General features: G+C 43.6%; 16 protein-coding genes and 1 tRNA gene. 15 read left to right on the top strand and 2 right to left on the bottom strand.

The genetic code is table 11. From position 1 onward, the window contains the following. Window positions 1-107: 107 nt before the first annotated feature. Together deoC and PAARA_RS07255 are read left to right on the top strand one after the other, a co-directional pair. Window positions 108-851, top strand: coding sequence for a deoxyribose-phosphate aldolase (deoC, locus tag PAARA_RS07260; RefSeq protein ID WP_062568399.1), 744 nt, complete (start codon window positions 108-110; stop codon window positions 849-851). Then, entirely contained in the window at window positions 841-1,341 is a 501-nt protein-coding gene (locus tag PAARA_RS07255; protein ID WP_062568398.1) for a hypothetical protein, read from the top strand. Before deoC ends, PAARA_RS07255 begins: the two co-directional genes overlap by 11 nt. Before the next feature lie 50 nt (window positions 1,342-1,391). Here PAARA_RS07255 and PAARA_RS07250 read toward each other — a convergent pair whose 3' ends face one another. Together PAARA_RS07250 and PAARA_RS07245 are read right to left on the bottom strand one after the other, a co-directional pair. Continuing rightward, window positions 1,392-2,525, bottom strand: a complete 1,134-nt coding sequence (locus PAARA_RS07250) for a CsgG/HfaB family protein (protein WP_062568397.1) — start codon at window positions 2,523-2,525, stop codon at window positions 1,392-1,394. A gap of 133 nt (window positions 2,526-2,658) precedes the next feature. Beyond that, window positions 2,659-6,603 carry a two-component regulator propeller domain-containing protein gene (locus PAARA_RS07245; RefSeq protein WP_245219916.1) on the bottom strand — a complete coding sequence of 1,315 codons (3,945 nt, stop codon included), beginning with the start codon at window positions 6,601-6,603 and terminating at the stop codon, window positions 2,659-2,661. Window positions 6,604-6,764: 161 nt separating this feature from the next. Between PAARA_RS07245 and PAARA_RS07240 the strand changes: the two genes are divergently transcribed. The 13 genes from PAARA_RS07240 to tuf all read left to right on the top strand — a co-directional run bounded on the left by PAARA_RS07240 (window position 6,765) and on the right by tuf (window position 23,611). Continuing rightward, window positions 6,765-6,841, top strand: a tRNA-Trp gene (locus tag PAARA_RS07240). A gap of 128 nt (window positions 6,842-6,969) precedes the next feature. Beyond that, entirely contained in the window at window positions 6,970-7,347 is a 378-nt protein-coding gene (gene secE / locus PAARA_RS07235; protein WP_062568395.1) for a preprotein translocase subunit SecE, read from the top strand. A gap of 4 nt (window positions 7,348-7,351) precedes the next feature. Further along, window positions 7,352-7,909 carry a transcription termination/antitermination protein NusG gene (gene nusG, locus PAARA_RS07230; RefSeq protein ID WP_062568394.1) on the top strand — a complete coding sequence of 186 codons (558 nt, stop codon included), beginning with the start codon at window positions 7,352-7,354 and terminating at the stop codon, window positions 7,907-7,909. 213 nt (window positions 7,910-8,122) lie between these two features. After that, entirely contained in the window at window positions 8,123-8,551 is a 429-nt protein-coding gene (gene rplK / locus PAARA_RS07225; protein WP_054554827.1) for a 50S ribosomal protein L11, read from the top strand. Window positions 8,552-8,555: 4 nt separating this feature from the next. After that, window positions 8,556-9,260: a 50S ribosomal protein L1 gene (gene rplA / locus PAARA_RS07220; protein WP_062568393.1), complete on the top strand. Its 705-nt coding sequence runs from the start codon at window positions 8,556-8,558 to the stop codon at window positions 9,258-9,260. Between the two features lie 321 nt (window positions 9,261-9,581). Continuing rightward, on the top strand, window positions 9,582-10,076 hold the full coding sequence (rplJ, locus tag PAARA_RS07215) for a 50S ribosomal protein L10 (RefSeq protein WP_062568392.1): 495 nt from the start codon (window positions 9,582-9,584) through the stop codon (window positions 10,074-10,076). Between the two features lie 81 nt (window positions 10,077-10,157). Next, entirely contained in the window at window positions 10,158-10,520 is a 363-nt protein-coding gene (rplL, locus tag PAARA_RS07210) for a 50S ribosomal protein L7/L12 (RefSeq protein ID WP_062568391.1), read from the top strand. A 272-nt stretch (window positions 10,521-10,792) separates the two neighbouring features. Continuing rightward, complete coding sequence (rpoB, locus tag PAARA_RS07205; RefSeq protein WP_062568390.1) at window positions 10,793-14,818, top strand: DNA-directed RNA polymerase subunit beta; 4,026 nt, start codon at window positions 10,793-10,795, stop codon at window positions 14,816-14,818. Window positions 14,819-14,915: 97 nt separating this feature from the next. Next, on the top strand, window positions 14,916-19,088 hold the full coding sequence (rpoC, locus tag PAARA_RS07200; RefSeq protein WP_062568389.1) for a DNA-directed RNA polymerase subunit beta': 4,173 nt from the start codon (window positions 14,916-14,918) through the stop codon (window positions 19,086-19,088). Window positions 19,089-19,281: 193 nt separating this feature from the next. After that, a complete protein-coding gene (rpsL, locus tag PAARA_RS07195; RefSeq protein WP_002958885.1) occupies window positions 19,282-19,656 on the top strand; it encodes a 30S ribosomal protein S12 in 375 nt (124 codons plus the stop codon). 97 nt (window positions 19,657-19,753) lie between these two features. Continuing rightward, complete coding sequence (gene rpsG / locus PAARA_RS07190; RefSeq protein ID WP_054554834.1) at window positions 19,754-20,224, top strand: 30S ribosomal protein S7; 471 nt, start codon at window positions 19,754-19,756, stop codon at window positions 20,222-20,224. 27 nt (window positions 20,225-20,251) lie between these two features. Next, on the top strand, window positions 20,252-22,366 hold the full coding sequence (fusA, locus tag PAARA_RS07185; protein WP_062568388.1) for an elongation factor G: 2,115 nt from the start codon (window positions 20,252-20,254) through the stop codon (window positions 22,364-22,366). Window positions 22,367-22,426: 60 nt separating this feature from the next. Further along, window positions 22,427-23,611, top strand: a complete 1,185-nt coding sequence (gene tuf / locus PAARA_RS07180; RefSeq protein ID WP_062567544.1) for an elongation factor Tu — start codon at window positions 22,427-22,429, stop codon at window positions 23,609-23,611. Window positions 23,612-23,666 lie beyond the last annotated feature (55 nt).

Raw genomic sequence — 23,666 nt, 5'->3', positions numbered from 1 at the left:
GAGTTACAAGGAAATTAAATGCCTTATGGTGATTAGTTATGATTTATAGCCAGATCATAAAAATTTGCTACTATAGGGTACTAATATGGCAACACAAAATAAGATCAATGACTAATATGCAAACAATCGCTGCCCAAGCGGTGGCACTAATGGATTTAACAACACTGAATGACACCGACACTACAGAGTCTATTAATAACTTAGTTGCGAGTATTGAGCCAAAGTTAGGCATTCCTGCTGCGGTTTGTGTGTATAGTCAGTTTGTTAGTGACGCTAAGCTTGCACTCGCTGAGCGTGAGTTACAACAAGTTAAAGTGGCTACTGTGACTAACTTCCCTGGTGGGGAGCAGCCATTAGAACAAGTCATTAGTGAAACCTTGTTTGCTATTGAACGCGGAGCCGATGAAGTAGACTTAGTGATTCCATACAAAGCACTGGTTGCCGGTGATGAACGCAAAGTTTTAGAGTATGTTCAAGCGTCAAAAGATGCCTGCGGTACTCAAGTGCAACTCAAAGTGATCATTGAAAGCGGTGAATTGACCAATGAGTTGATTGCTACAGCAACTAAGCTGGCGATAGAAGGCGGTGCCGACTTTGTTAAAACCAGTACCGGTAAAGTCGCTGTGAATGCCACCCTTGCGGCGACTAAGGTTATTTTAGAGACCATTAAAGCAAGCGATAAAAAGGTGGGTTTTAAAGCGGCGGGTGGAGTCAGAACTGTTACTGACGCTGCTGAGTATTTGGCTTTAGCTGAGTCAATTATGGGTGAAGCGTATTTACAACCCGATCTTTTTCGATTTGGCGCTTCAGGCTTATTAAGTGATGTGTATATGATATTAAATGAATCGTGAAAGTGAGCAAGAAAAAATAGCGCTCGAGCATGGTGCGGCAAAGCTATTTTTACGCTGTTACGAAAAGCAATTTGGTGTAACTATGCGTAATATCTGGCATAACACACCGAGTAAGCCCGATGTAAGTTGCTATAAAGGTGATGAGCGACTCGATATCGAAATAGCGCATTTATATGCCAGTGAAACAGAAGCGATGGCGGTACTTGGCCGACCTTTGTCGATTGGCATGCAACGAGACCTTGCGGAAATGGCGTTAGCACCAAGTAGTGAACGTTTGCACTGTGCGTTACATCGTTTGCTCGCGCAAAAAGCGAAAAAGCATTATGAGTCTACTCACCCTTGGTTATTGATACGAAATGCCAGTACGATTTGGCATTTAGAAGATTTTAAGTCAGTACTTACTAACTTAAAAGTGCCAGCAGAGCACCCATTTCAACAAATTTGGCTACTGTGTGATTTTTACCGTGGCGAATTGATACAAATTTTGTAGTGATAAACGAAAGCGTGTACAGCCAGTGCTAGCACTGGCTGTTATTTTGCTTAGTTGAATTTAAAAATACTGCCAAGGCTTTCTAAACTTGATTTGTTAGTTTTGGCAATGCAGCCTGAATCATCAAGAGACTTTTTGGTCGTCTCATCCGCACGACCAGTCACTTTGAGCTTATTTTCTTGCTGATACTCAGTGAGTGCAATCACGGTTGCTTCATCGTACTCTACGTCTTCTACTTCATATTCTTCGTAGTGAGGCTGTCTTTTCAAATAACCCAAACAAACCAAGTTTAGTCGTGACATCGCCAAGTCTGTTTTTTCGTAGTAAGGCATTCTATGATTAGGAACAGTAACTGATGCCACTGCTGCTTTAGTGGGGGCTGCAGCTGCAGTTACTTTGAGTGGTGCAGGCGCTGTGTGACCAGCCGCTATCGTGTTATCACTATTGTAACGATAATAGGTCGCTGGCACTTTTGATTCTAAGAACTCAACCGCTTTTATAATCACTTCACGTAATGCTTTTTCTTTTGGCGTGTTTGACCAACTACTCAGGTTGCCGCCGACTAGGGCGCCACCAAAGTTAGTTGCAGCAGAGGTAAAATTAAAATCTTTACTACCACCTTCTACGCTAGTGGCTGCTAGAATACGAGAGGTACGGGTGTCTATTAAGCGTAAATCAATAGCCATGTGTGAACTTGAAAAGCCCGCTGATACTGAGCTAAATACATCACCGATAAACCCACCACTGCCTACACGAGTACCAGAGTTGTCGTCATCGAACTCTGTGACCGCTGCTACAACCACAATTTCGGCACCCTCTATTTCGCCGTAGGCTGCACCTGATGCTGCACTTACTCGACCTGATACCGCTAAGTCTTGCTCTGATAAAACAGCATCAAGCGCTTGTCGCTCTAAAACGATAAATCGATTAGTACTAACTAGTGCAGTTGTTAGCTGATCTGCCATACCTTCACCAATTTCTTTACGCCACCAACGCGAGTCGTTGGACTTATCGGTAAAGCGTGCCACAGCGACTCTGGCTTTAGGGCCATTGTATTGTTGTTGTGCGACTTCGTTTATATTCGGGCTGTTGTTATTGCTTGTGGTTGTCGTCGTACTTTGGCATGCAGTTAGTGCAGCAGCAATTAAAGTGAGCGTAATCGCTTTGTGTGTTTTGGTGAGCATATGACTTTCCTTAACTTATATCTCATGCAGTAAATAACGCCACAATACGGGCTTTGTTTTTATGAATGTTTATTAGGATAAGTTATAAAAATCAGTACATTAAAAATAGTACTCAAGCGAAAAGTTTATTCACTCACACGAAATTAGCGCGTTTTTGATGGTTATCTCGATACTGTTTTGGTGAGAGGCCAAAATAACTTTTAAAGCTTCGAGCAAAATAACTTTGCGAGCTAAAGCCATTTTGTTCAGCTATCAGACCAATTGCTGATGTGCTATTGATTAGGTGTTCTTTTGCAAACTCTAAACGTGTATTGCGCAAATAGTCTGATGGAGTTTGTGAATATAATGCTTTCATTTTTAATTGAAGTGCACGGGGGCTTAAACATAATGCAGAGGCAAGTTGTTCGACGGAGAAACTTTCATCTTGATAATGAGTTTGCACTACCTGCTTAAGCTTTTCTGTAAAGGAGTAGTCTTTATTGTGAACCGTAATCTGTGCGGATGAGTCTGTGTGTAGCGGGGCAGCAAGCTGCGCCGTTAAATGCTGGTTTAAGATGTGTCTTAAATTAAGCAACCCCTTAACACGACTGATCAGTATTGCTGGTTCAAACGGTTTACTTAAAAAATCATCGGCTAATAAATCGAGGCCTTTTAAACGACTATTTTTGTCTGCCTTTGCAGAAAGCAATAGGACAGGAATGTGGCTGGTGGCGGGGTTGGCACGTAGTTTAGTCAATAGTTGATAGCCATCCATATTAGGCATCATGACATCACTAATGATTAGGTCTGGCAGGCTCGTTTGACATAGTTCAATAGCTTGTTGACCATCAATTGCGCAGATACAACGAAACTCCTCATTAAATAACGAAAGTAATAGCTCAGCCATGTCTTGGTTATCCTCAACAATGAGAATAGTTGGCTGTGTGGAGTGCAGTTCAATTGAGTTATTTATATGTTTACCAGAGGCGATTGCAAGAGGAAGTGACACATTAAAACAGCTTCCTTTGTTAACTTGACTTTGTAGGGTGATTATACCGCCATATTCTTCAACTAGCTGCTTTACCAAGGTTAGGCCGATTCCACTTCCTGACTCTTCTGATGTTGCCACGCGGGTAAAGCGGTTAAAAACTTGTTGCTGATGCTTGTCGGCAATTCCGATACCCGTATCAATAATGCTAAATATCGCCCGTTGCTGTTCCATCGAGAGGCTAATACTAACTTTACCACCTTGTGGGGTGTACTTAAGAGCATTACTAATTAGGTTACTAAAGATAGAGTGAGCATGCTCGGGAGCAAGGGCAATCATGCATTCTTCAGTGGGATTAGTGTGAAAATTAAATTGCAGTTGCTTTTGCTTAAAGAGCGGCGTGAAATCGTTTACCAGGTTGGTCAGAAAATCGCTTAATGAATACGGTGATACCGTGTAAATAGCTGTACTTGGACGTTTACTTAGTTGTAAAAGTTGATTGATGAGCTCAAGCAAACGCTGGCAGTTGCGCTTTATACTGGCAAGCTGGTTGCGGGTATGTGGGTCAGTATTACTCTGCTGTAACTGACTTATCGGAGCAAGTATTAAGCTCAGTGGAGTTTTTAGCTCATGGCTAATGTTATCTAGAAATTGATCTTTTAATTTGTTTAATTCAATTTCAGTTTGCTTTTCTTGCTCAGCGAGTTTGCGTTGGTACAGTGCATTTAAAAGTAGCCAAGTTAGCGTTAATGCCATGATTAGGTAGATGCCATAGGCTAATTTACTTTGCCACCAAGGAGGCACAACAGTTAACTTTAGCAAGGAGGCACTGTCACTCCACTGGCCGTATTGATCTTTTGCCTTGATTAATAATTGGTAGTTACCAGCTGGAAGTTGTGGGTAGTTGACTTGCCTAAGAGAGGCATCTGTATACAAAAACAGTTTATCAAAGCCTGCTAACTTGTAGCCATATTGATAATGTTTTGGCGTGGCAGCATTATTTAATGCACTAAATTTAAAGCCAATAACGCCAGCTGATTGCTCAAAAGAGAGTGAATGGGTGGAACTGGCAAGCGTATTTGTTTGCTTACCGAAGTGATTGCTCTCAATTGCGTGGTTGTTCAGTAATAGCTCAGTTAATACCGGAGTAGGGGGAGCGTGCGATAAGGTTAACTGCTCAGGATAAAAGTGGTTATAACCATTAATACCGCCAAAGAATAATTCGCCATCGTCTGCTTGAAAGCTTGCGCCCAGTATAAATGATTGGTGCTGAATACCGTCTTCTGGCAAAAATTGCTGCATTTGTTCTGTGACAGGATTATAGCGTGTAAGTCCGCCATTGGTTGCTAGCCAAAGCATGTCTTGCTGATCAGTTAAAATATCAAAAATATTATCATTCGCTAAGCCGTGCTGCTCGGTAATTTGTTTAACGTTAAAATTATCTTTATTGACTTGGTTCAGTCCCTGCATTGTACCAACCCAAATGATGTTCTTTTTTAGCAGTAAAGAAGTCACCATGTTATGACTAAGCCCTGTATCGGCTGAGCTTTGTTGATCCAATAAACTAAATTGCTCACTTGCAATATCTAACTTATTGAGCCCTGCTCGGGTGCCAATCCAAAGAGCATGGTCATCACTATCATAGGCAAGTGTAAATACAGTGTTGTTCGCAAGGCTGTTGCTTGTGTCGTTATGCTTGAAGTGAGTTACTTTAGCTGATTCAGGCTCAAACCGAGTAAGTCCTTGGTTACTGCCAAGCCAAAGTGCACCCGTTTTGTCACTGGTTATCGCGTAAACACGATCACTCGCTAGCTGGTGGCTTTGCATGGTGAAAATTTCAAAGCTATCACTACCATCCTGATACTTAACTAAGCCGCCACCGTAAGTGCCTACCCATAACTGATGATTGTTATCTTCATGGAGGGCAAATATATTACTGTTTGGTAGTGCGTCTTTATAGTGATGATAGCCTTGGGTTGTTTTACGATTGAGTCCATCACGAGTGCCAATCCATACCTCTCCATTGGCTCTTTTTATGATTGAACGAACAAAATTATGGCTCAAAGAATGTAGCTGAGAGGTTGTTGATTGATGAGAAAACTGCTGCTGTTTGGGGTCATACCGATGTACACCATAGCCATCAGTCCCTAGCCAAATAATACCTTGTGGGTCTTGATAAAGTGAAAGGAGATAATCACTGCTTAAACTATTTTGCTCTTGTTTATCATGGCGATATTGAATGTATTCTTTTTGCAAGTCTGCCTCAGCAGGCAAAAAGTATAAACCTTGCCCATAGCTTGTTAGCCAAAGATTGTTTTGAGCATCAATAAGGCTGTCAGTGATCCAGATACCTTTAAAGTGCTTAATTGGTTCACTCACTAACGTTGTTAGATTAAGCGTATAGAGTCCTTGCTTGCCGCCAACGAGTAACTTCTCGTGATTAAGTAAATTGAGATGCCATAACGGTGAGCTGATATTAGCGTATTGAGTAAATTGCTGCGTATTTGGATTAAATGAAAGTAACCCTTGGCTGGTAGCAAGCCAAAGCCGTTTATCAGTAACGATGATATCGCGAATGAGGGTGTTTTGTTGAGCATGTGCTTTAAATTGAAAATGTTTGAACTCGTTAGTGCTTAAATCAAAATAGCTTAATTTACCTTGCTCATGACCAAGCCAAAGATTACCCCTTGGTGTGAATGCCATCGACCAAATTTTATCGTCACTCAGCCCTGAATTCTTGCCTGAGGAGAATACTTCGAACTCGCCAGTATGCGTGTTAAGGCGATTGAGTCCCTTACTTGCAGTTGCAAACCAGAGTTGTTGATGCTGATCTTTTTGGCAGGAAGTGATCCAATTTCCCGAGATGCTTTTGCTATGCTTGTTGGCTTTAAAACGTTTAAATTCATAACCATCAAAACGATTTAACCCGCCTTGTGTGGCCAGCCATAAAAAGCCTTGTTGATCAGTTATACTGCAATTGATGGAGTTTTGACTTAAACCTTGCTGACTATTAAAAGTTGTCAGGTGTAATGGGCGAGCATTAGCAAGCTGACTAACAAGCAAAGTGATAGTAAACAATACAACGTAGCGGGCAAATTTTAACGGCAACACATGTATCCATGTCGTTTTCAGTTCCTTTATTGGGTTATAATAAACTGCTTTTTAATCAATGTTAATATTGATTTTTAAATAGACTGACGAGAATTTAACTTCTGGGTATCTTTTACACTTGTGTTAATGAATTGCGTAAGTATAATAGGCATCCACTTTGCAGGGGCGTAGTTCCAATTGGTAGAACAGCGGTCTCCAAAACCGACGGTTGGGAGTTCGAATCTCTCCGCCCCTGCCACTTTTACACTGTGTGTGAAGTCTAAAATTAAAAATCGGTTTAAATAGTCAGTTTTTAAGTTTAGATTTTAATGGATTAACCCTGCCAAAGAGCAGGGTTGTTGTGTCTGTAGTTAAGGTAATAATATTATGAGCACGAATGTAGAAACACCATCAAGTGCGATGGATTCAGTGAAGTGGATTGTAGCGATAGCGCTACTAGCAGGCGCAGTCGTTGGTAACCACATGTACGCAGACCAATCTGTATTATTACGTGCAATTGGCGTAGTAGTTGCTGTTGCAGCAGGTTTAGGTATTGCCTCACTTACTGAAAAAGGCCGTACTTTTATTGCGTTTGCAAAAGAGGCACGTATTGAAGTGCGTAAAGTTGTTTGGCCAACGCGCCAAGAAACAACCCATACGACCTTAATTGTTATGGTTGCAACTGTGATTATGGCACTTATCCTGTGGGGATTAGATGGCATTTTATTCCGCGCTGTAGGCTTTTTAACTGGATTGGAGATCTGATCCCATGTCGGATGAGAAGAACGAAAAGAAACTACGTTGGTACGTAGTACAAGCTTTCTCGGGTTATGAGAAGCGTGTTGCACAAACTATTCTTGAGCACATCAAGATCGAAGGTTTGGAAGATAGTTTTGGTGAGGTTTTAGTACCCACTGAAGAAGTTGTTGAGATGCGCGCTGGTCAAAAGCGTAAATCTGAGCGTAAATTCTTCCCAGGTTACGTATTAGTAGAAATGGACATGAACGATGCAAGCTGGCACTTAGTGAACAGCACTGCGCGTGTAATGGGCTTTATTGGTGGTACATCAGACCGTCCTGCACCAATCAGCAAAAAAGAAGCTGATCGCATCTTAAATCGTCTGCAAGAAAACGCCGAAGCACCAAAACCTGCAACATTATTTGAACCAGGCGAAGTTGTTCGCGTTATTGATGGTCCATTTGCTGATTTCAGCGGTGTCGTTGAAGAAGTGGATTACGAAAAGAGCCGCGTGAAAGTATCTGTACTTATCTTTGGTCGTTCGACACCGGTTGAGCTTGAATTTGGTCAAGTTGAACAAGACAAATAAGTAAAAAATTAAAGCTGTCAAAATCGCTTAATATTTTGGCAATAAGCTTGAAAAAGGCCGTTGATTAACTTATAATCAGCGGCCTTTTTGTGTTAGGGCAAGTTATCACTTGTTTTATCACGAAAAGTGAGAACCAATTTTTAAACTGGGAAGCCGTTAGAGTACGCGTCCTCGCGCGCACAAGGCTATGACCCACCAAATGAGGTATTTATTATGGCTAAAAAAGTTGAAGCTATTATCAAGCTACAAGTTGCCGCTGGTATGGCTAACCCTAGTCCTCCAGTAGGTCCAGCACTAGGTCAACACGGTGTAAACATCATGGAATTCTGTAAAGCGTTCAACGCACGTACAGAGTCTATCGAAAAAGGCGCTCCAGTTCCTGTAGTGATCTCTGTTTACGGTGACCGTTCTTTCACGTTCGACATGAAAACTCCACCGGCTGCTTACTTACTTAAGAAAGCTGCAGGTATCAAATCAGGTTCTGGCCGTCCTAACACTGAAAAAGTGGGTACAGTTACTCGTGCTCAACTTGAAGAAATCGTTGAGACAAAACGACCTGACCTTACAGCGGCTGATATGGACGCTGCAGTTCGCACTATCGCAGGTTCTGCGCGTGCGATGGGCTTGAACGTAGAGGACTAAGATTATGGCAAAATTAACTAAACGTATGCGTACAATCCGCGAAAAAGTGGATGCGACTAAAGATTACGAAATCAACGAAGCCGTTGCTCTTTTAAAAGAGTTAGCGACAGCTAAATTCGTAGAAAGTGTTGACGTTGCTGTTAACCTTGGTATCGATGCTCGTAAATCTGACCAAAACGTTCGTGGTGCAACTGTACTACCTAACGGTACTGGTCGTGAAGTTCGTGTTGCTGTATTCACACAAGGCGCTAACGCAGATGCTGCGAAAGAAGCTGGTGCTGAATTAGTGGGCATGGAAGATCTTGCTGAACAAGTTAAGAAAGGCGAGATGAACTTTGACGTTGTTGTTGCATCTCCAGACGCTATGCGTGTTGTTGGTCAACTAGGTCAAATCTTAGGCCCACGTGGTCTAATGCCAAACCCTAAAACTGGTACTGTAACACCTAACGTTGCAGAAGCAGTTAAAAACGCGAAAGCAGGTCAAGTTCGTTACCGTAACGACAAGAACGGTATCATCCATACTACTATCGGTAAGGTTGATTTCACTGCTGAGCAACTTCAACAAAACCTTGAAGCTCTTATTGTTGCGCTTAAGAAGGCTAAACCTTCTCAAGCAAAGGGTACTTACGTGAAAAAAGTAACTATCTCTACAACAATGGGCGCAGGTGTTGCTGTTGACCAAAACTCTTTAAGCACAGTTGTTGCTTAATTAAGAGTTTACATGGCGCGAAATTTAAACTATAATTTTGCGCCATTTTGTTGAGAAAGTTAATTTCGAAACAAGTAAAGAATTCGGGTTGAAGTCCATAATTTCGTACTGCCTTCGGGTAAAAACGATAAATTGGGCTTCCGTCCAAGACCGTAGGCGGCTTCGGCCTTAATGAATTTTACCTACGTAGACGGTGTGAATCCCCAGATAGATTTTTCCTAATCTTCTGGCTCTCGCCGTAAAAAGCATCTCCATCATTGATGGGGAAGAGTAGAACAGGGAAGCCTATGTAGGCGACCCATTAAACCAGGAGTAACACCCATGGCTTTAAATCTTCAAGGCAAAAAAGCAATTGTTGCTGAAGTCAACGAAGCAGCCACTGGTGCTCTTTCTGCAGTTGTTGCAGATTCTCGTGGTGTAACAGTTGGTGCTATCACTGCCCTTCGTAAAGAAGCTCGTGAAGCTGGTGTATGGATGAAAGTTGTTCGTAACACATTAGCTAAACGTGCTGTTGAAGGTACAGATTTTGAGTGCCTTTCTGACTCACTTGTTGGTCCAAGCTTAATCGCTTTCTCATCAGAGCACCCAGGTGCTGCTGCGCGTATCTTCTCAGATTTCGCGAAAAAGAATGAGAAATTCGAAGTTAAGACGGCTGCATTTGAAGGTAATGTAGTAGACGCAGCTATGCTAGCAACTCTACCTACTTACGACGAAGCTGTTGCACGCTTAATGAGCGCTATGAAAGAAGCGTCTGCTGGCAAATTGTGTAAAACAATTGAAGCAGTACGTGTACAGAAAGCTGAGCAAGCTGCTTAATTTTAAGCTGTTTTTTTGTTCACTTTCGGTGTAATATTTTTTTTGGGCTAGTATTAGTCCGTAATAATTAGGAAATTTGTAATGTCTGTAACTAAAGACCAAATCCTTGATGCTATTGCTGAAATGTCAGTAATGGACGTTGTTGCTCTAGTTGAAGCAATGGAAGAGAAATTCGGCGTAACTGCAGCTGCTGCTGTTGTTGCTGGTCCTGCTGCTGAAGCAGCTGAAGAAAAGACTGAGTTTGACGTAATCCTTACTGGCGCTGGCGCTAACAAGGTTGCTGCAATCAAAGCTGTACGTGGTGCAACTGGTCTTGGCCTTAAAGAAGCGAAAGCTCTTGTTGAATCAGCTCCTGCACCTCTTAAAGAAGGTGTATCTAAAGAAGAAGCTGAAGCGCTTGCAAAAGACCTTACTGAAGCTGGTGCTGAAGTTGAGGTTAAGTAATCTAGCTTACGCTAGGTTCGCTGCCTGAGTAATCAGGCAAGGGCTGGTGATTATTTAATCACCGGCCTTTTTGCGCTATGGAGCGATGCAATCCTGTAGCGCAAATAAAATCTAGTTTTCTCTTTATTTTCAAGTTGTTACCTTTTTTGGTATTGAAAGTGACAGAGCAAAATAGAACAACAATTTAATGTTGTATATCTTGGCATAGATGCCAGTTAAGTCTGTTCTTACAAGAACAGGTCGGGTCAAAGATCAGCAAGCTGAGGAACCCCATGGCTTACTCTTATTCTGAAAAGAAACGTATCCGTAAGGATTTTGGTAAACGTCCACAAGTTTTGGATATACCTTTCTTACTGTCGACGCAGTTAGAATCGTTTAAAAAATTCTTAGTCCCTGACGCTGATGGCGATCACGGTTTGGAAGCTGCTTTCCGTTCTGTGTTTCCGATCAAAAGCTACTCGGGAAATTCTGAGCTACAATACGTCAGTTATCGTATTGGTGAGCCAGTATTCGATGTAAAAGAATGTCAAATTCGCGGTGTGACTTATTCTGCTCCACTTCGCGTAAAATTGCGTCTTGTGGTGATGGACAAAGAAGCACCAGGCACAGTTAAAGACATAAAAGAGCAAGAAGTTTACATGGGCGAAATTCCGCTCATGACTGATACCGGTACCTTTGTAATCAATGGTACAGAGCGTGTTATCGTTTCTCAGCTACACCGTAGCCCTGGTGTATTCTTTGATAACGACCGCGGTAAAACTCACTCGTCAGGTAAAGTACTTTATAACGCGCGTGTAATTCCTTACCGTGGTTCATGGTTAGACTTCGAGTTTGATGCAAAAGATAACCTATATGTACGTATTGACCGTCGTCGTAAATTACCGGCGTCAATTATCTTACGTGCTCTAGAGTTCTCTACGGAAGAAATCCTAGATATCTTCTTCGATACCACTGCGTTTGAAGTAACTGACGGTAAAGTTCTTATGGAACTTGTACCTTCACGTTTACGCGGTGAAACTGCCGCTTTTGATATCAAAGGCGAAGACGGTGAAGTCCTTGTTGAAGCGGGTCGTCGTATTACTGCGCGTCACATCAAGAACATCGAGAAAAAAGGTATTAACCAATTAGAAGTACCGCATGAGTACATCATTGGTCGTGTTGTAGCTAAAAACTATGTTGACGAATCAACGGGTGAGATCATCGCTAACGCGAATGATGAGCTATCACTTGAGCTAATGGCTGAATTGGTTAAAGCAGGTCACACTAAGATTGATACATTATATATCAACGAAGTGGACAGCGGCGCCTACATGTCAGATACATTACGTATCGACACAACAAGCAACCGTTTAGAAGCATTAGTAGAAATTTATCGCATGATGCGCCCAGGTGAGCCACCGACGAAAGACGCGGCTGAAGCCTTGTTTGATAACTTGTTCTTCTCTGAAGAGCGTTATGATCTATCAACAGTAGGTCGTATGAAGTTCAATAGCCGTGTAGGTTATGACTCAGATACAGGCCCTGGCACATTATCGAAAGAAGACATCGTAGCTGTTATGAAAGTGCTTATCGCTATTCGTAACGGTGTTGGCGATGTTGATGATATCGACCACTTAGGCAACCGCCGTATCCGTAGTGTTGGCGAAATGGCTGAGAACCAATTCCGCGTTGGTCTAGTACGTGTTGAGCGTGCTGTACGTGAGCGTTTAAGCTTAGGTGACCTTGATGCGGTAATGCCACAAGATCTTATTAACGCTAAGCCTATTTCGGCAGCCGTTAAAGAGTTCTTTGGTTCATCTCAGTTGTCACAGTTCATGGACCAAAATAACCCGCTTTCAGAAGTAACGCACAAGCGTCGTATTTCTGCATTAGGTCCGGGTGGTTTAACACGTGAACGCGCCGGCTTCGAAGTACGAGACGTTCACGTAACTCACTATGGTCGTGTATGTCCAATCGAAACGCCTGAGGGTCCAAACATCGGTCTAATTAACTCATTGTCTACGTACGCACGTACTAACGACTATGGTTTCTTAGAAACACCTTACCGTAAAGTGGTAAACGGTGTCGTAACTGATGAAGTAGATTATTTATCAGCCATTGAAGAAGGTCAGTTTGTTATCGCTCAGGCGAACTCAAACTTGAACGACAACAATGAGTTTGTTGATGAACTCATTCCATGTCGCCACAAAGGTGAATCAACCTTTATGGGCAAAATGGACCAGCAATATATGGACGTATCACCACAGCAGGTGATCTCTGTAGCGGCCGCACTTATCCCGTTCTTAGAACACGATGATGCTAACCGTGCATTGATGGGTTCAAACATGCAACGTCAAGCTGTACCAACGCTTATTGCGGACAAACCGCTAGTAGGTACAGGTATTGAGCTTACACTAGCGAAAGATTCTGGTGTAACGATCGTTGCTAAGCGTGGTGGTGAAGTAATGTATGCGGATGCGAGCCGCATCGTTGTAAATGTACATGAAGATGAGCGTATCCCTGGTGAAGCGGGCATCGATATTTACAACCTTACTAAATACACACGCTCAAACCAAAATACATGTATTAACCAAAAGCCAACGTGTATGGTTGGTGAGCCGGTAACACGTGGTGACGTATTAGCAGATGGTCCTTCGACTGACTTAGGTGATTTAGCACTAGGTCAAAACCTTCGCGTGGCATTCATGCCATGGAATGGTTATAACTTCGAGGATTCAATCCTATTATCAGAGCGTGTAGTTCAAGAAGATCGTCTAACGACTATCCACATTCAAGAACTACAATGTATCGCACGTGATACTAAATTAGGTCCTGAAGAGATCACGGCAGATATCCCTAACGTGGGTGAGTCTGCACTAGGCAAGCTTGATGAATCAGGCGTTGTTTATATCGGCGCTGAAGTGAAAGGCGGCGATATCCTAGTAGGTAAAGTGACTCCGAAAGGCGAAACGCAATTAACGCCAGAAGAAAAGCTACTACGTGCTATCTTCGGTGAGAAAGCGTCAGACGTTAAAGACAGCTCTTTACGTGTACCAAACTCTGTAACGGGTACTGTAATCGACGTACAAGTTTTCACCCGTGACGGTGTTGAAAAAGATAAGCGTGCGTTAGAAGTTGAAGACATGCAGCTTCGCGAAGCGAAGAAAGACTTCAATGAAGAGTTCCGTATCTTAGAAGCCGGTGTATTAGACCGTGCTCGTAAGTTACTTGTTGACGCTGGTCTGAACGCAGATTCAATTGCATCACTAAATGCTGAAAAGCTGCTTACTCAAAGCCTTGCTGAAGAAGACAAGCAAGCTGAGCTTGAGCAACTAGCCGCTCAGTACGATGAGCTTAAAGCTGAATACGATAAGAAGTTTGAAAACAAACGTCGTAAGATCACTCAAGGTGATGACTTAGCACCAGGCGTACTTAAGATTGTTAAAGTATACCTAGCTGTTAAACGTCGTATCCAACCGGGTGATAAGATGGCGGGTCGTCACGGTAACAAAGGTGTTATCTCGACTATCGTACCAGTAGAAGATATGCCATACGATGACAAAGGTCGTACGGTAGACATCGTTCTGAACCCGCTAGGTGTACCATCACGTATGAACATCGGTCAGATCCTAGAAACACACATGGGTCTTGCTGCACGTGGTGTGGGTGAGCGCTTAGAAGAAATGATGAAAGAGCAGCGTGAACTGCACGAAATCCGTAGCTTCGTTAAGAAAGTTTACGAATTAGGTGATTGTCGTCAGAAAGTCGATATCGACTCGTTCTCTGATGATGAAGTTCGTCGCTTAGCTGAAAACTTGAAAGGTGGTTTACCGATCGCAACTCCAGCCTTTGATGGTGCTCGTGAAAGCGAAATCAAAGACTTACTTGAGCTTGGTGGTTATCCAAGAAGCGGTCAAGTTACACTTTATGATGGCCGTACTGGCGATCAGTTCGAACGTCAAGTAACTGTTGGTTACATGTACATGCTGAAGCTTAACCACTTGGTTGATGACAAGATGCACGCACGTTCAACTGGTTCTTACAGCCTTGTTACTCAGCAGCCGCTGGGTGGTAAAGCGCAGTTCGGTGGCCAGCGTTTCGGTGAGATGGAGGTGTGGGCACTAGAAGCATACGGTGCTGCATATACTCTACAAGAAATGCTAACAGTGAAATCGGATGACGTGAACGGTCGTACTAAGATGTATAAGAACATCGTAGATGGTAACCATAAGATGGAACCAGGTATGCCAGAATCGTTCAACGTATTGTTGAAAGAAATCCGCTCACTGGGTATCAACATCGAGTTGGAAGAAAATTAAGCCATTTAGGTGCGGCGTAAGCCGCACCTGTTAGGCCGAATAGAATGTAGGGGCGATTGGTTCGCCCTCAAGATTAACCTCCGACAGGAGAGCTAAGGTGAAAGACTTACTTAAGTTTCTGAAGCAACAAAATAAGACCGAAGAATTCGATGCAATTCGCATTGGTCTTGCTTCGCCAGATATGGTTCGTTCATGGTCATACGGTGAAGTAAAGAAACCTGAGACAATCAACTACCGTACTTTCAAGCCTGAGCGCGACGGCTTATTCTGTGCCCGTATTTTCGGCCCAGTGAAAGATTATGAGTGTTTATGTGGTAAATATAAGCGCCTTAAGCACCGTGGTGTTATTTGTGAAAAGTGTGGCGTTGAAGTAACGCTAACTAAAGTGCGTCGTGACCGTATGGGTCACATTGAGCTTGCGAGCCCAGTTGCGCACATTTGGTTCTTAAAATCATTACCGTCACGTATCGGCTTAATGCTAGACATGACACTTCGTGACATCGAACGCGTACTTTACTTCGAATCATTCGTTGTAACTGAGCCGGGTATGACAACGCTTGAGCGTGGTCAGCTTTTAGGTGAAGAAGAGTACCTAGATGCACTAGAAGAGCACGGTGATGAGTTTGAAGCGAAGATGGGTGCTGAAGCAGTTTTAGACTTGCTTCGTGAACTTGATCTTGGCCAATTAATTGCTGAAATGCGTGAAGAGTTACCAACAATTAACTCTGAAACGAAGCGTAAGAAGATCACTAAACGTCTTAAATTAATGGAATCGTTCCACCAGTCAGGCAACAACCCTGAGTGGATGATCATGACTGTACTTCCAGTACTGCCACCTGATCTACGTCCATTAGTACCACTAGATGGTGGTCGTTTTGCGACTTCTGATCTGAATGACCTATACCGTCGTGTTATTAACCGTAATAACCGTCTTAAGCGTCTATTAGATTTAGCAGCACCAGACATTATCGTACGCAACGAAAAACGTATGTTACAAGAAGCGGTAGATGCGCTACTTGATAACGGTCGTCGCGGCCGTGCGATCACAGGTTCTAACAAACGTCCTCTTAAATCGCTTGCTGATATGATCAAAGGTAAGCAAGGTCGTTTCCGTCAGAACTTACTTGGTAAACGTGTAGATTACTCAGGCCGTTCTGTAATCACAGTGGGTCCTACGCTTAAACTACACCAGTGTGGTCTTCCTAAGAAGATGGCACTTGAGCTATTCAAACCATTTATCTACGGCAAACTAGAGCGTCGCGGCATGGCTACGACTATCAAAGCTGCGAAGAAGATGGTTGAGCGTGAAGTGGCAGAGGTATGGGATGTATTAGACGAAGTAATTCGTGAACATCCAGTATTACTTAACCGTGCACCAACACTTCACCGTTTGGGTATCCAAGCGTTCGAACCTGTGCTTATCGAAGGTAAAGCGATCCATTTACATCCATTAGTTTGTGCGGCGTACAACGCTGACTTCGATGGTGACCAAATGGCGGTACACGTACCGTTAACGCTTGAAGCACAGTTAGAAGCACGTGCTCTAATGATGTCTACTAACAACATCCTATCTCCAGCGAATGGTGAGCCAATCATCGTTCCTTCACAGGACGTTGTATTAGGTCTTTATTACATGACTCGTGATCGCATTAATGCGAAAGGCGAAGGTACTGTATTTAAAGATCCTAAAGAAGCTGAAAAAGCATACCGCAGCGGTAACGCTGAGTTACATGCACGCGTAAAAGTACGTATCAGCGAGACAGTTAGTACTGAAGAGGGTGATGCAGTTGAGCAAGTATCTATTGTTGAAACAACAGTAGGTCGTGCGATTCTTTCACTCATCCTACCAAAAGGCATGCCGTTTGAGCTAATCAACCAAGCCCTAGGTAAGAAACAAATTTCTGGCTTATTAAACGAGTGTTACCGTCGTCTAGGTCTTAAAGATACAGTTATCTTTGCTGACCAAGTAATGTATACCGGTTTCCACTACGCGATGAAGTCAGGTGTTTCAATCGGTATCGATGACTTAGTTATCCCACCGGTTAAAGCAGAAATCATTGAATCAGCAGAAGCTGAAGTTACTGAAATCAACCAACAATTCCAATCAGGTCTTGTAACGGCTGGTGAAAAGTACAACAAAGTTATCGATATCTGGTCACGTGTAAATGAAAACTTATCACGTGAGATGATGGCGAACTTATCAAAAGATACTGTAATCAACGCGAAAGGCGAAGAAGAAGAGCAATCTTCATTTAACTCAGTGTTTATGATGGCCGATTCAGGTGCCCGTGGTAGCGCCGCTCAGATCCGTCAGCTAGCGGGTATGCGTGGTCTAATGGCACGTCCAGATGGTTCAATCATCGAGACACCAATCACGGCGAACTTCCGTGAAGGTCTAAACGTACTACAGTACTTCATCTCGACGCACGGTGCGCGTAAAGGTCTTGCCGATACAGCACTTAAAACAGCAAACTCGGGTTACTTAACGCGTCGTCTAGTAGACGTTGCACAAGACTTAGTAATCAATGAAGACGATTGTGGCACAGAAGATGGCTTAACAATGAAACCGCTTATCGAAGGTGGTGACGTTGTAGAAGCACTTCGCGAGCGTGTACTTGGTCGTGTTGTTGCTGAAGATGTTGTTATTCCTGGTACGAACGAAGTACTTGTTGAGCGTAACATTATGCTTGACGAAAAACTGTGTGATCTTTTAGAAGAGCACTCAGTGGATGAAGTACGCGTTCGTTCAGTTATCACCTGTGATAATGACTTTGGTGTATGTGCTAAGTGTTACGGTCGTGACCTTGCACGTGGCCATATCATCAACCCAGGTGAGTCAGTAGGTGTTATCGCGGCACAATCAATCGGTGAGCCGGGTACACAGCTTACGATGCGTACCTTCCACATCGGTGGTGCGGCGTCTCGAGCATCTGCTGAAAACAGTGTACAAGTTAAAACTAACGGTACATTGAAGTTACACAATGCGAAGTACGTATTAAACACAGACGGTAAGATTGTTATCACGTCTCGTTCAACAGAGATCACTATCATTGATAGCTTCGGTCGTGAGAAAGAGCGTTATAAAGTACCTTACGGTGCGGTGTTAACAGTACAAGATAATGCAGAAGTTCAAGGTAACGACATTGTTGCTACTTGGGACCCGCATAGTCACCCAATTGTTCTTGAGCACAAGTCAAAAATCTCATTCAGCGATATTGATGACTCAAATACCGAAGCACAAACAGACGAGTTAACTGGTTTAACACGTGTGGTTGTTAAAGACCTAGGTAAAGCGAATGCGAAAGAGCCGAAACTAATCATCGAAAGCGATGAGCGTGGTCTGCAAGAAACACGTCTACCTTCATTCACCACGATTGAAGTAACAGACGGCGCAACTGCAAACCCAGGTGACGTACTTGCACGTATTCCGCAAGAAGGTTCGAAGACTCGTGATATCACGGGTGGTCTACCTCGCGTAGCTGACTTATTCGAAGCACGTAAGCCGAAAGATCCTGCAATCCTTGCAGAAATCACAGGTACAATCAGCTTCGGTAAAGAAACGAAAGGTAAGAAGCGTCTTGTAATCACGCCAGCTGAGGGTGACGCATACGAAGAGATGATCCCTAAATGGCGTCAACTTAACGTGTTCGAAGGTGAGCAAGTGTCTAAAGGTGAGGTTATCGCCGATGGTCCTGAGTCACCACATGACATCTTACGCCTACGTGGTGTAACTCATGTAGCTAACTACATCGTTAACGAAGTGCAAGAGGTTTACCGCTTGCAAGGCGTTAAGATCAATGACAAGCACATTGAGACAATTATTCGTCAGATGCTACGTAAATGTATCATTCTTGACGGCGGTGACACTGAGTTCTTAGCCGGTGAACAAGTTGAAGTGGCACGCGTTAACATCGCGAACCGTGAACTTGAGAAACAAGGTAAGATCCCAGCGAAGTTTGAAATCCAGTTAATGGGTATCACTAAAGCGTCACTTGCAACAGAATCTTTCATTTCTGCAGCTTCATTCCAGGAGACAACTCGTGTCCTAACTGAAGCAGCTGTAAATGGTAAGAGCGATGAACTTCGTGGTCTGAAAGAGAACGTAATCGTGGGTCGTCTGATCCCAGCTGGTACTGGCTTTGCGTATCACCAAGACCGTTTGAATCGTCGCAAGCAAGGTGAAATCATCGAAGAGCAAACAGTAAGCGCTGAAGAGGCAACTCAAGCACTTACTGACGCACTTAATGCTGATATCTCTGGAAACCAATAATCTCAGCTTAATCAATAGATTAAGTAATCGTAAGGCAGTTATCTGCTGCCTTACGATGAGTTAAGGTTGACAGGTTAAACTTTGCTCATTAAAATTCCGCCACCCATTTGCCTGCACGTTTTGTAACGAGCATGTAAACAGGGCGGATTTTTTTATTTTTTCAGTAGTAATTTTAATTTCAGGAGCTATTTAAATGGCAACTATTAACCAGCTAGTGCGTAAGCCACGTCGTAGCAAGGTTACTAAAAGTAACTCAGCTGCGCTTAAAGCGTGTCCGCAAAAGCGTGGTGTATGTACTCGTGTATATACAACTACACCTAAGAAACCAAACTCTGCATTACGTAAAGTAGCGCGTGTTCGTTTAACTAACGGTTTCGAAGTAACATCATACATTGGTGGTGAAGGCCACAACCTACAAGAGCACAGTGTAATCCTAATCCGTGGTGGTCGTGTTAAAGACTTACCAGGTGTGCGTTTCCACACTGTACGTGGTGCACTTGACTGTGCAGGCGTTAGCGACCGTCGTCAAGCTCGTTCTAAATACGGTGCTAAACGCCCTAAGGGCTAATGGTTCTCCGTTAGTAAGGCCAAGCACTAAATTTTTAAATTAATTGTTTTGGGTATTGACTCTAAAAGAGCAAACCTGAAGATACCGGAGATACAAAATGCCTAGAAGACGCGTAATAGGTCAACGTAAAATTCTTCCAGATCCTAAGTTCGGATCGGAACTTCTTGCTAAATTCGTTAACGTAGTAATGTTAGACGGCAAGAAATCTACTGCTGAAAAAATCGTTTATGGTGCGTTAGACGTGGCTGCTGAGAAATCAGGCAAGTCGCACCTAGAAATCTTTGAAGCTGCACTTGAAAACGTTCGCCCACAGGTAGAGGTTAAATCTCGCCGTGTTGGTGGTTCAACGTACCAAGTACCAGTTGAAGTACGTCCAGTACGTCGCAACGCATTAGGTATGCGTTGGTTAGTAGACGCTGCACGTAAGCGTGGCGAAAAATCTATGGGCTTACGTTTAGCTCAAGAAATCGTTGACGCTGCTGACAACAAAGGCACTGCGGTTAAGAAACGTGAAGACGTTCACCGTATGGCTGAAGCGAATAAAGCATTCGCTCATTACCGTTGGTAATCTGCCCTTAACCTTTAAGAGGATCATATGGCACGTACAACTCCACTTGAGCGTTACCGTAATATTGGTATTTGTGCTCACGTAGATGCAGGCAAAACCACCACAACAGAACGAGTTCTGTTCTACACGGGTCTTTCTCATAAGATCGGTGAAGTACATGATGGCGCTGCAACTATGGATTGGATGGAGCAGGAACAAGAGCGTGGTATCACAATCACTTCTGCTGCAACAACGTGTTTCTGGAAAGGGATGGACGCTCAATTTGACGACCATCGTATCAATATTATTGATACGCCAGGACACGTAGATTTCACTATCGAAGTAGAGCGTTCTTTACGCGTACTAGATGGTGCGGTAGTTGTTCTTTGTGCTTCATCTGGTGTACAGCCGCAAACTGAGACAGTCTGGCGTCAAGCGAACAAATACGAAGTTCCGAGAATGATCTTCGTAAATAAAATGGATCGCACAGGCGCTGACTTCTTAACGGTTGTAGAGCAGGTGGAATCTCGTCTTGGAGCAACGCCTGTTCCAATTCAGCTTCCAATTGGGGCTGAAGACGACTTTAAAGGTGTTATAGACCTTATCAAGATGAAAGCCATTAACTGGAATGAAGAAGACCAGGGAATGACTTTCACTTATGAGGCTATTCCGGCAGACCTTCAGGAATTAGCTGAAGAATGGCGTTCTCACTTAGTTGAGAGTGCAGCTGAAGCATCTGAAGAACTGATGGAAAAATACTTAGAAGGTGAAGACCTGACTGAAGCTGAAATTAAAGCCGCTTTACGTCAGCGCACATTAGCAAACGAAATTGTTCCCATGACGTGTGGTAGTGCATTTAAAAATAAGGGTGTTCAAGCTGTGCTTGATGCTGTTATTGAATATATGCCTGCACCAACACAAGTGAAACAAATCCAAGGTATCGTTGAAGATGGTACTGAGGAAGAACGTCCTGCTGATGACAACGCACCGTTTGCCGCACTTGCTTTTAAGATTGCGACAGACCCGTTCGTTGGCACCTTGACCTTCTTCCGTGTTTACTCTGGTACAGTTAAACAGGGTGACGCGGTATATAACCCAGTTAAAAGTAAGCGTGAGCGACTTGGTCGTATCGTTCAGATGCATTCAAACTCACGTGAAGAGATCAAAGTAGTCTACGCAGGCGACATCGCGGCGGCTATTGGTCTTAAAGACGTAACAACAGGTGAAACACTGTGTGATCCGAACTCAATCATTACGCTTGAGCGTATGGAGTTCCCAGAGCCAGTTATCTCTGTTGCGGTTGAGCCTCGCACAATCGCTGACCAAGATAAGATGGGGATTGCGCTGGGTAAACTAGCTGCAGAAGATCCGTCTTTTCGCGTACAAACTGACGAAGAATCAGGCCAGACTATTATTTCTGGTATGGGTGAACTTCACCTTGATATCATTGTCGACCGTATGAAACGTGAATTCAGTGTTGAATGTAACGTTGGTAAGCCGCAGGTAGCATACCGTGAAGCTATCCGCTCAGCTGTTGAAGTTGAAGGAAAGTTCGTACGTCAATCAGGTGGTCGTGGTCAATATGGTCACGTCTGGCTTAAACTTGAACCGATGGATATTTCGGAAGATGAAGCGCCAACTTACGAGTTCGTTAACGAAATCGTTGGTGGTGCGGTTCCTAAGGAATACATCCCTGCGGTAGATAAAGGCATCCAAGAGCAAATGACTCAAGGTGTGCTGGCAGGCTACCCATTACTTGGCGTCAAGGCGACTCTATTTGATGGTTCATTCCATGATGTAGACTCGAATGAGATGGCATTTAAGATTGCAGGTTCAATGGCGATGAAGAAAGGTGCGCTTGAAGCAAATCCTGCTCTTCTGGAACCAGTAATGAAGGTTGAAGTTATCACTCCTGAAGAAAACATGGGTGATGTAGTTGGTGACTTAAATCGTCGCCGCGGCATGATCGAAGGCATGGAAGAAGCATTTGGTGGTCTTAAGCAAATTAATGCGCAAGTACCACTTTCTGAAATGTTTGGTTATGCAACTGATCTGCGATCTGCAACACAAGGCCGTGCATCGTACTCTATGGAGTTCTTAAAGTATGCAGAAGCCGCGAAGAATGTTGCAGATGCAATAATTGCAGCTCGCGCTGTTACATGATTTAGCTTGTCTGGCCCAATAGTGGGTCAGGCGTTAATTTCTTTATAGGAATTTTTTAAGATGGCAAAAGAAAAGTTTGAACGCGTAAAACCGCACGTAAACGTAGGTACAATCGGCCACGTTGACCACGGTAAAACTACCCTAACTGCAGCAATCACTAACGTACTTGCAAAAGTATACGGTGGTGTAGCGAAAGACTTCGCATCAATCGATAACGCTCCAGAAGAGCGTGAGCGTGGTATCACAATCTCAACTTCACACGTTGAGTACGATACACCAACTCGTCACTACGCACACGTAGACTGTCCAGGACACGCCGATTATGTTAAAAACATGATCACAGGTGCTGCTCAAATGGACGGCGCAATCCTAGTAGTTGCTGCGACTGACGGTCCTATGCCACAAACTCGTGAGCACATCCTACTTTCTCGTCAGGTTGGTGTACCTTACATCATCGTATTCATGAACAAATGTGACATGGTTGACGACGAAGAGCTACTTGAGCTAGTTGAGATGGAAGTTCGTGAACTTCTTTCTGAGTACGACTTCCCAGGTGATGACTTACCACTAATCCAAGGTTCTGCGCTTAAAGCGTTAGAAGGCGAGAAAGAGTGGGAAGACAAAATCGTTGAGCTTGCAGAAGCACTAGATTCTTACATCCCAGAGCCAGAGCGTGACATCGATAAGCCATTCATCATGCCTATCGAAGACGTATTCTCAATCCAAGGTCGTGGTACAGTTGTAACTGGCCGTGTTGAAGCTGGTATCATCAACGTGAATGACGAAGTTGAAATCGTAGGTATCAAAGAAACTACGAAGACAACGTGTACAGGTGTTGAGATGTTCCGTAAGCTTCTAGACGAAGGTCGTGCGGGTGAGAACATCGGTGCACTTCTACGTGGTACTAAGCGTGAAGACGTTGAACGTGGTCAAGTACTAGCGAAGCCTGGTTCAATCACTCCACACACGAAGTTCACTTCAGAAGTATACGTACTTTCTAAAGATGAAGGTGGTCGTCACACGCCATTCTTCAAAGGTTACCGTCCACAGTTCTACTTCCGTACAACTGACGTAACAGGTGACGTACAGTTACCAGACGGCGTTGAAATGGTAATGCCTGGTGACAACATCAAGATGACTGTAGAGCTAATCGCTCCAATCGCGATGGACGAAGGTTTACGCTTCGCTATCCGTGAAGGTGGCCGTACAGTTGGTGCTGGTGTTGTAGCTACAATCGTAGAATAATCTACAGATTGCAGTAACACTGTGAAAAAGGTCGCTTAGGCGGCCTTTTTTAATG

The organism is Pseudoalteromonas arabiensis (genome assembly GCF_001550155.1).
Classification (GTDB): Bacteria; Pseudomonadota; Gammaproteobacteria; order Enterobacterales; family Alteromonadaceae; genus Pseudoalteromonas; species Pseudoalteromonas arabiensis.
This window is presented reverse-complemented; position numbering and strand designations above follow the sequence as displayed.

Bases quoted from the DNA above. Each gene is read 5' to 3' on its own strand.
- deoC (WP_062568399.1), top strand. From the start codon at position 108: ATGACTAATATGCAAACAATCGCTGCCCAAGCGGTGGCACTAATGGAT.
- PAARA_RS07255 (WP_062568398.1), top strand. From the start codon at position 841: ATGAATCGTGAAAGTGAGCAAGAAAAAATAGCGCTCGAGCATGGTGCG.
- PAARA_RS07250 (WP_062568397.1), bottom strand. From the start codon at position 2,525: ATGCTCACCAAAACACACAAAGCGATTACGCTCACTTTAATTGCTGCT.
- secE (WP_062568395.1), top strand. From the start codon at position 6,970: ATGAGCACGAATGTAGAAACACCATCAAGTGCGATGGATTCAGTGAAG.
- nusG (WP_062568394.1), top strand. From the start codon at position 7,352: ATGTCGGATGAGAAGAACGAAAAGAAACTACGTTGGTACGTAGTACAA.
- rplK (WP_054554827.1), top strand. From the start codon at position 8,123: ATGGCTAAAAAAGTTGAAGCTATTATCAAGCTACAAGTTGCCGCTGGT.
- rplA (WP_062568393.1), top strand. From the start codon at position 8,556: ATGGCAAAATTAACTAAACGTATGCGTACAATCCGCGAAAAAGTGGAT.
- rplJ (WP_062568392.1), top strand. From the start codon at position 9,582: ATGGCTTTAAATCTTCAAGGCAAAAAAGCAATTGTTGCTGAAGTCAAC.
- rplL (WP_062568391.1), top strand. From the start codon at position 10,158: ATGTCTGTAACTAAAGACCAAATCCTTGATGCTATTGCTGAAATGTCA.
- rpoB (WP_062568390.1), top strand. From the start codon at position 10,793: ATGGCTTACTCTTATTCTGAAAAGAAACGTATCCGTAAGGATTTTGGT.
- rpsL (WP_002958885.1), top strand. From the start codon at position 19,282: ATGGCAACTATTAACCAGCTAGTGCGTAAGCCACGTCGTAGCAAGGTT.
- rpsG (WP_054554834.1), top strand. From the start codon at position 19,754: ATGCCTAGAAGACGCGTAATAGGTCAACGTAAAATTCTTCCAGATCCT.
- fusA (WP_062568388.1), top strand. From the start codon at position 20,252: ATGGCACGTACAACTCCACTTGAGCGTTACCGTAATATTGGTATTTGT.
- tuf (WP_062567544.1), top strand. From the start codon at position 22,427: ATGGCAAAAGAAAAGTTTGAACGCGTAAAACCGCACGTAAACGTAGGT.